Annotated in this window: 12 protein-coding genes; 11 read left to right on the plus strand and 1 reads right to left on the minus strand. The window is 33.2% G+C overall.

Annotated elements, in window-relative coordinates; genetic code table 11:
- Position 1: 1 nt before the first annotated feature.
- On the minus strand, positions 2 to 2995 hold the full coding sequence (locus EG359_RS01205) for a sensor histidine kinase (protein WP_076355803.1): 2994 nt from the start codon (positions 2993 to 2995) through the stop codon (positions 2 to 4).
- 911 nt (positions 2996 to 3906) lie between these two features.
- Between EG359_RS01205 and EG359_RS01210 the strand changes: the two genes are divergently transcribed.
- The 11 genes from EG359_RS01210 to chrI all read left to right on the plus strand — a co-directional run bounded on the left by EG359_RS01210 (position 3907) and on the right by chrI (position 14042).
- Positions 3907 to 4263, plus strand: a complete 357-nt coding sequence (locus EG359_RS01210) for a helix-turn-helix domain-containing protein (RefSeq protein ID WP_076355799.1) — start codon at positions 3907 to 3909, stop codon at positions 4261 to 4263.
- Positions 4264 to 4688: 425 nt separating this feature from the next.
- On the plus strand, positions 4689 to 5945 hold the full coding sequence (locus EG359_RS01215) for an aminotransferase class I/II-fold pyridoxal phosphate-dependent enzyme (protein ID WP_076355797.1): 1257 nt from the start codon (positions 4689 to 4691) through the stop codon (positions 5943 to 5945).
- A 6-nt stretch (positions 5946 to 5951) separates the two neighbouring features.
- Entirely contained in the window at positions 5952 to 6584 is a 633-nt protein-coding gene (locus EG359_RS01220; RefSeq protein ID WP_076355795.1) for a TetR/AcrR family transcriptional regulator, read from the plus strand.
- Positions 6585 to 6681: 97 nt separating this feature from the next.
- Positions 6682 to 7767, plus strand: a complete 1086-nt coding sequence (gene dnaX, locus EG359_RS01225; RefSeq protein WP_076355793.1) for a DNA polymerase III subunit gamma/tau — start codon at positions 6682 to 6684, stop codon at positions 7765 to 7767.
- A gap of 32 nt (positions 7768 to 7799) precedes the next feature.
- Positions 7800 to 8381, plus strand: coding sequence for a hypothetical protein (locus EG359_RS22675; protein WP_084180482.1), 582 nt, complete (start codon positions 7800 to 7802; stop codon positions 8379 to 8381).
- 397 nt (positions 8382 to 8778) lie between these two features.
- Positions 8779 to 9861, plus strand: a complete 1083-nt coding sequence (locus tag EG359_RS01235; RefSeq protein WP_076355791.1) for a chorismate mutase — start codon at positions 8779 to 8781, stop codon at positions 9859 to 9861.
- A gap of 105 nt (positions 9862 to 9966) precedes the next feature.
- A complete protein-coding gene (rsgA, locus tag EG359_RS01240) occupies positions 9967 to 10893 on the plus strand; it encodes a ribosome small subunit-dependent GTPase A (protein ID WP_076355789.1) in 927 nt (308 codons plus the stop codon).
- 618 nt (positions 10894 to 11511) lie between these two features.
- Complete coding sequence (locus EG359_RS01245; protein WP_076355787.1) at positions 11512 to 11928, plus strand: nucleoside-diphosphate kinase; 417 nt, start codon at positions 11512 to 11514, stop codon at positions 11926 to 11928.
- Positions 11929 to 12184: 256 nt separating this feature from the next.
- A complete protein-coding gene (gene chrA, locus EG359_RS01250; protein WP_076355785.1) occupies positions 12185 to 12409 on the plus strand; it encodes an MNIO class RiPP chryseobasin precursor ChrA in 225 nt (74 codons plus the stop codon).
- 3 nt (positions 12410 to 12412) lie between these two features.
- Positions 12413 to 13510 carry an MNIO family chryseobactin maturase gene (chrH, locus tag EG359_RS01255; protein WP_084180480.1) on the plus strand — a complete coding sequence of 366 codons (1098 nt, stop codon included), beginning with the start codon at positions 12413 to 12415 and terminating at the stop codon, positions 13508 to 13510.
- Positions 13511 to 13550: 40 nt separating this feature from the next.
- A complete protein-coding gene (gene chrI, locus EG359_RS01260; protein ID WP_076355783.1) occupies positions 13551 to 14042 on the plus strand; it encodes a chryseobasin maturation helper ChrI in 492 nt (163 codons plus the stop codon).
- Positions 14043 to 14124 lie beyond the last annotated feature (82 nt).

The following is a 14124-nucleotide window of genomic DNA, read 5'->3' on the forward strand; positions in this document are numbered from 1 at the left end:
ATTAGTTTTTATTGAGCATTATTTCTACAACAATTCCCTTGGGATGATTCTGTCTAAAGTTTATTTCAGCATTAATCTTTTTAACTAAATGAATCACCATGTGCAATCCTAATCCTTTTCCCTTAAAGCTAGGTGTTTCCAGCTTAGGATTTTTAAAAAGATTCATGTAGATGGCTATTTGTTCTGCAGACATTCCTGCTCCTGTATCTGTTATTGTTATGGTAGATTTTTGGTTATTTTCTGTAATATTCAGCGTTATCTGTCCATCAAATGTATTCTTTACGGCATTATCAAGAATATTGTGAATAATGGCCATTAAAATACTTTCGTTCACATGAGAATAAACTTTGATATTAGCCATGTTGATAATCATAGTGCCTCTTTCTTTGGCTATCTCACAGAATAATTTTTTCTTGATCTCCAAAATCCTGTTAATAGGATATTCTTCCTCCTCAAAAATATTTTCAGCCTTATAAAGTTCGGTATATTCTTTTAAATTTAAGGTAAACTGATAAAGTTGTTCTGAAGATTTATAAATACTGTCAAAATACTTTTTCTGCAATTCTACATCATCCGATTCATACAATTTCTGCGAAAGCATGGCAATAAATCTAATGGGAGTAGTAATGTCATGGCTAATGGTTTCAACCAATTTTTTCTGATACTCAGTTTCCTTTTGTAAGTCACTTTTTACCACTTCAAGAGTGAGAGCTGTTTCTTTCAACTCAGAATTTTTGTTGTGAACAATCTGTTTTAAGGCCTTGTTTTTTATTCTTAAAAAATTAGTGGTTAACTGAACAATTATAGTAATGATAATCAGAATAATAATAGAAACAGACACCCTGAACAGCAGTGTTTGATAAAAAAACGGCTGAATTTTAAACTGCATGTTTTTTTCTTCGTATTTCCCATCCGGAGATACCAGCATTCTTACGCTGAGTTTGTATTCTCCGGGAGCAAGATTACTGATGGTATATTTCAGTTCTTTTCCAGTGGTGATTTGTTCCCATTCCGTATTTTCCGTACCTGATACTTTGGCCTCTATATAAAGGTTTTCCAGATTAGAGAAATATGGAATATCAATGAAAATATCGGCTGTTTTATAATCTTTTTTTAAATCAAGGAGATGGTGAAAATATTGAGGTTCGGAATTTCCAATCTTTACCCTTTCAATATAAATTTCACTTTTGTCCGGATAATAGGTCTTGATACTGTCTGGGTTAAAAAATACAAATCCATCCATAGACGGGAATACAAAATCTCCATTCTCCAGTATGTAGGCATTAGGTTGTGAGCTTCCATTAAACTCATTCGTCAAGAATCCGTCTTTTTTGGTGAATCGATAATAAAAAACCGGTTTTTTTTGATCCTCAGCATACTGTAGAAGCTGTTTCTTAGGGACTTTAAACAGTCCATTATTGGAGGATATCCAATAAAACCCTTTTCGATCTTCAAGAATATAATGTGCAGATTGAAGGTAGTTGTTCCTGTCATTTGGCATTTTAGTAAGTTTTCGGTTTCTGAAAAGATAAAAACCGTTCTTATTGGTCATAATCCAAACGAGATTATCCTTTGTCTGAATAATACTTTTAACATGAATGTTTTGCAGAATGGGAGTAATCGTTTCCTTTCCCAAAGTAATAGAGTACAGCCCATTGCTGTTGCCAACCAATACTTGATTCTTGCTGTATTGGGCAAAAGTATTGACAAAGCTTTTAAAATCATAAACAAAATCCGGCTTTGAAAATATATCTTTTGTAGAGAGATGCAACTGGCTTTTAGAAAAATCTGAAAACGAAGAGCCATATAGGTTTCCGCTTTTCAAGAAAAATTCAAATCCTTGCTTTATGAAGGTGGAATCTTTTCTTTTATAGCCAGAATTCTTATAAAATCTAATGATACTGCTCCTTTTCTGGATAAGGATATTCCCAGACTTGTCATACATCATAAGATAATTATCATTATTTCCAAATGGATATTTATTGATAACTCCATGTTTTCCAAACTCTGTTCCGTCTTCAGCAATGATCGTATTTTTGCTGAATGGGAGAGAGGCGTAGTATACATTATTTGAAAAATCAGCTTCTTTTCTGGCAACATAGAAATCTGAAAGTGAAAGAACATTCAGGCCATTATTCAGGGTTCCAAGGTAAAGCTTATTAAAATCCTTATCATAGAACATGGAATAATAGGGATGGCTGCCTATCTCATTATATTTTACAAGGAATTTCAGAGTGATTTCACGTCCTTTTCCTTCTACAAGATAAATGTTATTGTGATTGATGATAAAGGTCTGATTAGTAATTTGCTGCCAGTAAACCTTTGTATTTGGATCATTAAAAAGACTTTCTTTCTCATGAACAACAAGATTTCCCCTATCAATAGAATAGGTTCTCCTTGTCTTTAGGTTATTAATAAAAAGAACCTCATTAAATACAAAAATATTGTTCAGATCCTTGTTTGTAAAAGGAAGAGATATTTTTGTTTCTTTTCCATTTTTATCCTTGTATACGATAGTGTTTTTTGCTGTAAAGCTGTATGTTGAATTTTTAAGCTGTATAAAGTAGTTAATGTCATTATAAAAATTACATGCAATGATATTATTGGCAACCCTGTTTACATACATTTCTCCTTCTACAAAATCTTTTTTATCACTACTATGAAGATTGGTAACTTTTGGAAATCTATTTTTTATAATGATCTTGTTTTCCTGAAAATTATTAAGAGCAGTAATACTGTCTAAAAGTGGATCCCCAATAAACTCTCCAAAGTGCAGATTATTTATTTTAAAACTATTAAAAGTAATAAAAGAACTACCATCGTAGCGCACAAGCCCATTTTCTGTAGAAATCCATATAAAACCATACTTATCCTTAACAATGGCCTTTGCACTGCTTTGTGGAAGTCCGTTGTCAATATTGTACCATGTTGAAGTATGGCGCTGTCCGTAAATGTTGAAATATAAGCAAGTAAAAAACAATGCCCAAGCCCTCATATGTGCACAACTGATCTATGTTTTATACATTAATGCATAAAACGGTTAATAATAGTTTTTGTACAAGTCGAAGTTTTTTTAATGGGTAGGAACGATTGAGAATAAATTTTTATCATTAATTTTTTTAGTCGTTTGTGTTTTATGTGTTAAATAGATTTATTTGATGCTGTAAAAATAATGAAATTATACAGATAAATCAGTATTTTTTGATGGGTATTACCATGAGTTTTGTGTGTATTTATTGACAATGAAGCAGATATTTGTCGGTTTTTTTGTAGTAATATTTCTACAAATAGTGAAAATTGATTTGATAAAATGAATTTTGTAACAGAAACCATGATTTTAATTTGTTGTTTTTTCTTAGATTTCATGACTGAGAATGCTGATGTTAGAAAAAATGGTTAAGCTTTGATATGATAACTCAATGATGTTTATTTAATTTAATGAGTTGAATATCAATTAAATGCCTGTAATGTATATAATTTATTTTTATGTTTTGTATGGGGTGTAGTGTGTATTTTTCATTTATTGTCTTTTTGTAGCAAAAATTTTACAATGATATTGTGTTAATTCTACATGCTTTTTTTGATCAGGCTAAATAGCTTCCCTATTTTTGCAAACGGTTCCCACAAAGATGAAAGAGGCTTCTAATTAATTTAGATGATTCTAAGAACACAAACGGTTTTGCCTCAAAAGTAAAGGGTCTCTTTCAGGAGATCTTTTTGCTTTTCACAACATTTCCTATTCGAATTCATATTTTAAATCTAAAAATAGTCATCTTTTTTATAGATAAAATCAGTGTAATGTGCTTGTATTAGAGAGTTGTTGCTATTAATGATCCGAAAAGTTCACCATGTGGTTTTTAATTCTTAACTTTAAATTGATGCTTTAAAGCAGCATAAAACCAAAACATGATGAAAAGAAGTAAAGAAATTGCAAATCAGTATTTTATATTTTTAGAAAAGCATGTTCGTGATGTGATTTCAGGAAGTATTTCCGAATTTATGGAATTAAATGAAATTGCTGGGCATTTGGCGGTTTCTCATAAACACCTTACCGATACTATCAAAAAGGAAACAGGACAGCATCCCTGCTATTTCTATGATGAAAAAATTATTCAGGAAGCTAAATGGATGCTTACCAGCTCCGACAAATCCGTAGCAGAAATCGCCCGTATTTTTACCTATGATCCATCTAATTTTTCAAAGTTTTTTAAAAAAATGACAGGTTTTACCCCAGGTAATTTTAGGAAATATCATCCAATTTAAATTTTTTAATTGGCTTCTTTGAAACCTCTTTACTAGTATCTTTTTACATAGCCTGTTCTCCTTTATGGGATTTAATAATGTTAAAATTCAACCAAAATAGAGCTTTTAAAACGTTGTAACTAAAGAATAATAAAAAATAATCTTTTATAAATGAGATGGTTGTAAAAATTAATAGTATTTTTTTGCTATTTCTTCACTAATATTGCTTTATTGATTGCTTTTTTTACTAATTTTCCATTACTAAAAACTGACAAGTTCAATAAAAAATATGTTCAAAGTTGCATCTATATAATAGAGTAGTTTGGTTTACGGATTAAGAGAATAAAAATATTAAGTCTTTAATAATATTTAATCTTTTATGTGAATCAAAGCCCTTTAAATAGTCATATATTTGTTTCTTCGAACCACAACAAACAAGATTAAGGATGAGCATCAATTTCACAACAGCAACTATTAAAGACTTTGAGAATATACCAGATAATGATATGGCTCAAAGAGCTGAAATATTTTATGAATACCTGGACTTCGTGAAGTCTAACGGGCATATGAATTACAGACTGAAGAATACTTCAGGGACCAATGCAGTATTGAATGTAAATATTGCAAATCAAAACAGAGAATTTGTTAGTTTTGTTTCTAGTGATTACTTAGGGTTTACACAGCACCCAAAAGTAAAACAGGCTGCTATTGAGGGAATAGAAAAGTATGGCACAGGAACAGGAGCAACCCCTCTTATTGGTGGTTATTTTGATTACCATAATGCCTTAGAGAAAAAGATATCAAGTTTTTTTAAAAGAACTGAAGATGAAGCTGTAGTTTTTACTACCGGGTATACTGCTAATAGCGCCACTTTACAATGCTTAATGCAGAAAGAAGATCTTGCGATTTTAGATATGGCAGTACATGCCAGCGTACATGAAGGATGTGCCTTTACCAATAAAAAAACATTTCCACACAATAATTTGGAATCTTTGGAACACATTTTGAAGGTATCTGAAAATCTGTACCGTACGAAACTCGTTATTGTGGATGGAGTGTATTCCCAAGATGGTGATACCTCGCATATTAATGAGATCTATAATCTGGTGAAGAAGTATAATGCCTTTCTAATGGTAGACGACGTACATGGTGTCGGTATCCTTGGAGAAACAGGAAGAGGTACTTTGGAACAAGCCGGATTACTTGATAAAGTAGATATCATCACAGGAACATTCAGTAAAACGTTTGGTAACCTAGGTGGATACGTTATTGCCGATAAAAAATTGGCAGCATTTATCAGATTTCAATCCCGTCAGCAGATATTCTCAGCAACAGCCCCACCATCATCCGCAGGAATCGTTAAAGCCATTGATTTAATAGACGAAGAACCAATCTGGAGAGAAAGACTTTGGAATAATATCAATTATTTCAAAAAAGGACTTGATGATCTGGGATTAGATACAGGAATTACCTGCTCTGCGATTGTTCCTGTAAAAATAGGAGATCCATACTTAACAGGAGATGTCGGAAAATTATTAATAGAAAAAGGGATTTATACGAATCCTATTCTATATCCGGCAGTGCCACGAAAAGATGCACGTATCAGAATGAGTGTAACAGCGAGACATGAAAAGGAACATTTGGATAAAACACTCAACGCATTTGATGATATTAATAAAAAATTGCATATTGCAAAAAAATAATAAATTATGCCTAGAAAAGTAGTGCAAGGCCCAATTAGGGACAAAGAAAAAACAAAACAGAAACTGCTTGCTGCAGTTGGTAAAATTTTAAGAGTAAAAGGATACTCAGGTTTAAAAGTAAGTAAAATAGCAGCAGTTGCAGGTTTTGATAAAAAATTGATTTATGAGTACTTTGGAAGTACTGATAAGCTAATCGATGAATATATTAAGTCTCAGGATTACTGGAGTCAGGTAAATAAAGATGTAGAAGTAGATTACTCTGACGGAGGGCATGAGCTTACCAAATTTGTTGTGCTTAACCAGTTTGAGAACCTTAAGAAAAATAAAGAACTTCAAAAAATTATCCTTTGGGAACTTTCAGAAAATAAACCTATTCTTAAAAAGTTGGTTGAACAGCGTGAAGAAGTAGGAGAGGTTTTGTTTGGAAATATCTCAGACCCATACTTTGGAGAGGGCGCAGCAACGAGACATAGAGCAATCATGGCACTAATTGTTTCAGGAGCTTATTACCTTAACCTTTATACAGGATATAACGCAAGTGTTTTCTGCGGTATTGATCTGAAAACAGAAGAAGGAAGAAAGGAAATTGAACAGGCTATTGTTGAATTGATTGATTTTGCATACAGTAAAAAGAAATAAAAATTAAAAGTTTTCCAATTTGAGCAGAAATACATTTTTGTTGATATTTGAAAACTTTTAATTTTCAAATTAGAACTATATTTCTTATTTTTGACCAATGGAAAATTTTATAGTATCTGCAAGAAAATATCGTCCTCAAGAGTTTGATACAGTTGTAGGACAATCCCATATTACGGATACTTTAGAACATGCAATTGAAGAAAGCCAACTAGCTCAGGCATTACTTTTTTGTGGCCCTCGTGGTGTGGGAAAAACTACCTGTGCCAGAATTCTTGCAAGAAAGATCAATGAGAAAGATGGTTCGGTTTCAGAAGACGGCTTTGCTTATAATATCTATGAATTGGATGCTGCATCCAATAACTCTGTAGATGATATCAGAGAACTGATAGATCAGGTTCGCTTTGCTCCTCAGGTTGGTAAATACAAGGTATATATCATTGATGAGGTTCATATGCTGTCTTCTGCCGCTTTCAATGCTTTTCTTAAGACACTTGAAGAGCCGCCAGCTCATGCTATCTTCATTTTGGCGACTACGGAAAAACATAAAATTATTCCAACCATTTTATCTCGTTGTCAAATCTATGACTTCAAGAGAATTACCATTGAAGATATTCAGGCACACCTGAAAAATATTGCTCAAAAGGAAAATATACAATACGAAGATGACGCTCTATACCTGATTGCCCAAAAGGCAGATGGTGCATTAAGAGACGCTCTTTCAATCTTCGACAGGCTTTCCACATTCTCCCAGAAAAACATTACACTCGCAAAAGCCGCAGAAGTTCTGAATATTCTGGACTATGATCAATACCTTAATATTGTAGATCTTGCCAAGGAAAACAAAATTCCTGAAGTACTGTCTGCCTTTAATGATATTGTTAAAAAAGGTTTTGATCCCCATATTTTTGTTGCCGGACTAGGGAATCATTTCAGAGACCTGATGATGGCACAGAATACTTCTACAATTGATCTTATTGAAGTAGGAGAGAAGACTAAATCTAAGTTTATAGAACAAGGACAAAAATGGACTGCCCAGCAACTGATTGATGGCATTGAAATCTGTAACCATGCAGATATTAATTATAAGAATTCAAAGAATCCAAGACTTACCGTTGAAATTGCACTGATGCAGCTATCTTCTCTGACAGCTAATTCAGGTGATACTAAAAAAAAAAGTTCTTAATACTAGCTCCTTTTCTCAGTGAGAAGCAGGAAGTGAAAATCCCTGAAAAAGCTCCGGAGAAAAAAGAGCCCGTTAAGACGGTACAAACTGTACAGTCTGAAGAGGTTCAGAATACTACAATCAATAAAACAACAAAGCCGTTATCCAGACCTGGAATTTCTTCAGGCTTTAGCATTAATTCCTTTTTGAATAAAGAAGAAAAAGTAGAGACAACAGAAAATGTTGTTGTAAAAACTGAAAATCTTCCCCAACACCATTTTACAGATACAGATCTGCAGATGGAATGGAAAATCATGCTTAAGCAGCTGCAGGTAAAAAATACTTTTATCTTTAATGCAGTTAAAACATTTAAGCTGGAGAAAAAAGAAGAGAATAAAATTAAAGTTTTATTTCCATCAGATTCTGCCAAGGTAGAATTTGATAAGGTGAGTGGAGAATTTTTCAATCATTTCAGAAAAAAAGTTCAGAACCATGCCATTGAGGTAGAATACGAGAGAGACGTTGAAAATCTGAAGATTGAAGTAGTCACCAAAAGAAAAATATTTGAAAAATTTATAGAAAAAAATCCACTTTTAAGAGATCTTGATGATTTAATGAAGTTTGATTTGACATAATTTTTATATATTTGTCAAAGTTTTCTGTTGAAAATAAATTTTCGACAAGAACAAATTGCAACCAGAAACGCTAAAACAAAGACATTTCCAGAATAAAATGGAAAAACTGAATAATACATATCTGTCTTTTTTTGCACCCGCTAATTACTTTTTTAGCGGTTATTTTAGTTTTTCTGCTTCTTATTATAGAAATTTCAGAACGTATTACCGATTTTATTGGTACTGTTAACTGAATTTCTTTCCAAAAAATACAGGAGAAGTAGAGCCCTATTATTTTCCTGATTCCTTTAAACAATTTTGAACGGCATTTTTTGAAAAGAATTATAAATTAAATTTTATAATCAAAGGGCTATTGCTGTGACCTAAAAAAATATTAAAAAACAATAAAATTTAGAATATGAATTTAAAAGATTTAAAAAACGAGTGGATCAATGAGCTTACACAACCATTAATGATTGCGGGGCCATGTAGCGCAGAAAGTGAAGCTCAGATGCTTGAAACAGCGAGAAGAATTAAAGAATCCAACGCCAATGTATCGGTTTTCCGTGCAGGAATCTGGAAACCACGTACGAAGCCAAATGGATTCGAGGGAGTAGGGGTGATTGGTTTGAACTGGTTAAAAAAAGTAAAAGAAGAATACGGTTTCAAAACGGCCACAGAAGTTGCTAATGCACATCACGTATTTGCAGCTTTGGAGGCTGATGTAGATGTTCTTTGGATTGGAGCACGTTCTACAGTGAACCCATTTACCGTTCAGGAAATTGCAATGGCATTAAGAGGAACTAATAAACCTGTATTTGTTAAAAATCCTGTAAATCCGGATCTTGCATTATGGATTGGTGCTTTGGAAAGGCTTTTAGGTCAGGATATTAAAAATCTAGGGGTAATTCACAGAGGGTTTTCCACATACCAGAAAACAAAATACAGAAATAATCCAAACTGGCAGATTGCCCTTGATTTCAAAAGCCAGTTCCCGGATATCCCAATGTTGATTGACCCTTCTCACATTTGTGGAAACAGAACAGGTTTGGCAGATATTACTCAGGAAGCGCTTAACGTTGGCTACCAAGGAGCAATTATTGAATCGCACTGTAATCCTGATGAAGCGTGGAGTGATGCTTCTCAGCAGATTACGCCTGAAGTACTTGCAGAACTTATCGGTAACTTAAAAGTAAGAAACTCTAATCTTGCTGGTTTTGAAGGAGAAATGGGAAGACACAGAACATTGATTTCTGATCTTGACTTCCAGTTAATCGAGCTTCTTTCTCAAAGGATGAAGATTTCAGAAAAAATTGGTAAGCTTAAGCAAGAGAATGATATTGCGATCTTCCAGCCTGAACGTTGGAAAGTAATTACAGAATACGCTACACAAAAAGCGAAAGAAACAGGAATGTCTCAGGAGTTTATTGAAAAAGTATTCAAAGCAATTCACGAGGAGTCTATTGAGGTACAGAATAACATCATGATCGACAAGAAATAACTTGTTGAAAACAGATAATAGCTAGTAGGGCTTAGGGAGTCGGGATTTAGGTAAACTATTTCCTAACCCTAAGCCCTAATTTCTTATATTTGCACCATATTATTTATGAAAGGAAAAATCATTAAATCTACAGGCAGTTGGTACCAGGTTTTGGAATTGGAAACAAATAAAATTTTCGAGGCCAGAATCAGAGGTAAATTCAAATTGATCAAAACAAGACTTACCAATCCGCTTGCTGTAGGAGATTTTGTTGAGTTTCAACTGGAACAGGATGACATTGCATGGATCACAAAAATAGAACCACGCAGAAATTACCTGATCAGAAAATCCGTTAACCTTTCAAAGGAAGCACATATCATCGCTTCCAATATAGATCTGGCATGCTTTATTTTTACCTTGAAGCATCCGGAAACTTCATTGGGATTCCTGGATAGATTTTTAGCTTGTTGTGAGGCATATAATATTACACCATTGATTCTTTTCAACAAGATTGATGTTTTACATGAAGAAGAAATTGAAATTGTAAAAGATGTTGAGTTTATTTATCAGGAAATAGGTTACAATACCTTGGAAATCTCATCTTATTCAGGATTAAATCTGGATCAGCTTCAAGAACTTCTTAAAGATAAAACCTCTGTATTTTTCGGACACTCAGGCTGTGGAAAATCTACATTAGTCAACGCTTTACAGCCCGGACTAAACTTGAAAACTTCAGAAATTTCAGATACCCATTTAAAGGGAAAACACACCACAACCTTTGCTCAGATGCATTTCTGGCATTTTGGAGGAAACGTTATTGATACTCCCGGAGTTCGTGAGTTTGCAATGATTGACATTGAAAAAGAAGAAGTTCAGCATTATTTTCCTGAAATATTCAAGAAAAGAGGAGAATGTAAATTTCATAACTGTCTTCACATTAATGAGCCTAAATGTGCTGTTATTGATGCGCTTGAAGAAGGAGGAATTCAGCATTCTCGTTATGCCAATTACATCAAACTTATGGATGAGGCAGAGGAAGCTTCTCAAAAATAACAGGAAAATTTTATAACATACAGCACCTCAGATTAATTTTATAGTAATCCGAGGTGTTTTTTTTGTACACTCATTTAAAATCTGGAATTAATATTCAGAATCAATTTTTACTATAAGTTTACATTTTTGATTTCAAGAAAAGAAATTAAAAAAAAAATATATAAGAATGTTTTTTAGTAACTGAATTGATTTTTTTTTTACTTTAAAAAATTCTCTTTTAGAATAATTCCACTTTTTGTCATGAATATTTTGTCACATAACTCTACTTTTCAATACCTGAATTCTAGGTTATAAAAAATATTTCAAAAAAAATCGATTATTTCATTGATTGTATTAGAAGCAATAAGGTGTTAATATACTTTTATATGGTTTTTAATTTTATCAAATCAGCAATAAAAACACTCATTTGTTGCAAATAAAAAACCCAGCCGAAGCTGGGTAAAAACTAATAACCATGAAAACTCAAATTAAACATGAGAATCGCAATAGAATAAACAATTACTGTGCCAAAGACGAGTTCATAATTTCTTAATAAAAGTTATTTTTATGTTAAAAAAAAATTAAAATAAAAATCAAAGATATTTTTTGTAATTTTGCGCCATTAAAAAATATACATTTATGTCTAACATTACATTCACTATGATTAAGCCTGATGCTGTTGCTGACGGACATATCGGTGCAATATTGGGTAAGATTGCTGAAGGAGGTTTTAAAATCAAAGCATTAAAATTAACTCAGCTTACAGTTGCTGATGCAAAAAAATTCTATGAAGTACACGCTGAAAGACCATTTTATGGTGAGCTAGTAGAATTCATGAGTTCTGGTCCTATCGTAGCTGCAGTTTTAGAAAAAGACAATGCAGTTGAAGACTTCAGAACATTGATTGGTGCTACTAACCCTGCAGAAGCTGCAGAAGGTACAATCAGAAAGATGTTTGCAAGAAGCATCGGAGAAAATGCAGTTCACGGTTCAGATTCTAACGAGAATGCATTAATCGAGGCTCAATTCCATTTTTCAGGAAGAGAGATTTTCTAAGAAAATTACCTTACAAAATAAAAGATCCGGAGAATATTCTTCGGATCTTGTTTTTTATAGTGACAAATACTTCTATTCAATATTGAAAACGGTGGCCTTGTTGTCACAATAACTGCCATTTCAGCTGATTTTAGCTTGAAGTTAGATATGTTTTTTCTGAGTGGATTTAAAAAATTAATACTCAATAATAAATTGTTGTATTTTAGGCTTGAAATAAATGGAACGTTTATTGCAAATTTTTTATTAAAAAGCGATTATGAAAATTCCAACATTATTAATGGCCAGTTTATTAGCGGTAGGTGTTTCTGCACAAAGTACCCAGTCTTCCACTAAAACAAAAAAGCCTGTAAAGAAAACTAGAAAGGTAGCTGCTTCCGATACAGCTAAAAAACCTAAGCCTACCACAACTCCTAAAGTTATTGTTAGAAAAGATACAGTTCGATTTGATCCTCGTAATTGCCCTGCCTGTGGGATGGGATAGGAGATGAGAAAGCCACTGCTAGGATTATCGATGATGGCGGAAACAGAGTTTGTTTCTGCTATTTTGCCTTTGTTGCAAAGCAATTCTGTTGATGTATTGGAATGGTCTTTTGATACCCTTTATCATACGAAAGAACCAGATTGGCTTGGAGATCTGCTAAATTTTTTTTCCGAAAACAACCGCCTGATCGGGCATGGGGTTTATTATTCATTATTTGATGCGAGATGGACAGAAAGGCAGAATATATGGCTGAATAAGCTAAAGAAAGAAGTTAAAAAGAGAAAATACAATCACATTACGGAGCATTTCGGCTTCATGAATACTGAGAATTTCCATCAGGGAGTACCATTACCGGTTTCTTTACATTCTAAAACATTACAAATAGGAAAGGATAGGATTTTCAGGCTTCAGGAAGCATTGGATATTCCTGTTGGGATAGAGAATCTGGCATTTTCATTCTCTATAGATGATGTCAGGGAACAAGGACTGTTTCTGGATAAGCTGATTGAAGATACCGATGGATTTCTGATTTTGGATCTTCATAATGTCTACTGTCAATCCTGTAATTTTGAAGTTGAGATGCGGGAGATTATCAATTCGTATCCGTTGGATAAAGTAAAGGAAATCCATCTTTCAGGAGGGAGCTGGCAGAATAGTGTTTACGGAGAGAAACTTATTCGGAGAGATACCCATGATGATGTTATTCCTGAAGAAATTTTATCTGTATTGCCATGGGTCTTCTCTCAATGTCAAAATCTTGAATATGTCATTATTGAAAGACTTGGCCATAGCATTCATTTAGAAAGTGAAAAGGATGATTTTCTTAAGGATTTTGCTAAGGTTAAAAAGCTTATATCGGAGTCTGACTGGAGAGATCAGGAAAAAAATAATTGGAATAAAAAGGTACTAAAGCTTTCAGAAAGTCCATTGGAAGATACGCTTTTGCACAAGGAGCAAACCATGCTTACGAGATTGTTGTTTGATAGTGCGGATGTTTCATTAATTAAAAATCAGGAATTTCATTATTTTAAAACCGATACTTGGGATACGGAAATGATATTGACCGCTCAGAATATCATTAAAAAGTGGAACCCTTATTAAAAACAGCTCTGTTATCTATAATAATCACAAATCAAAATATATGAAAATAATAACTGTATTATTAATTATCACCACAGTGTTTACCGCTCTTATTGCCGGACTTTTTTACGCTTATTCCTGTTCCGTGGTTCTTGGGTTGGGAAAGCTTTCTGATGCAGAATATCTGAAAGCGATGCAGAACATTAACCGGGAAATCCAGAATCCTGTATTTTTTATGAGTTTTATGGGAACTGCAATTCTTCTTCCTATATCTGCTTTCTTGTTTAGAGGTGAACAGCCGACTTTTATTTTTCTTTTATTGGCAACATTTGCTTATCTGATAGGTGTTTTTGGGGTTACTGTAGTAGGGAATGTACCGATGAATAACCTGTTGGATCAATTTGATATCTCTACTTCTACAGCAGAAGCTATAAAGCAAGTACGTGAGAATTTTGAAAACAGATGGAATTTTCTGAACAATATTAGAACTGTTTTTTCCGTAATCAGTATTGTTCTGGTAGTGTGTGCCTGTATCTGGAATAAGGATGTATGAAAAGTTTTGAATCAGTAGAAATACTCAAATATAAATACCGTATTTCTACGGAAGTTTATCTGATATTTTATTCAGACCTTTG

It is taken from the genome of Chryseobacterium joostei (assembly GCF_003815775.1).
In the GTDB taxonomy this organism is placed as follows: domain Bacteria; phylum Bacteroidota; class Bacteroidia; order Flavobacteriales; family Weeksellaceae; genus Chryseobacterium; species Chryseobacterium joostei.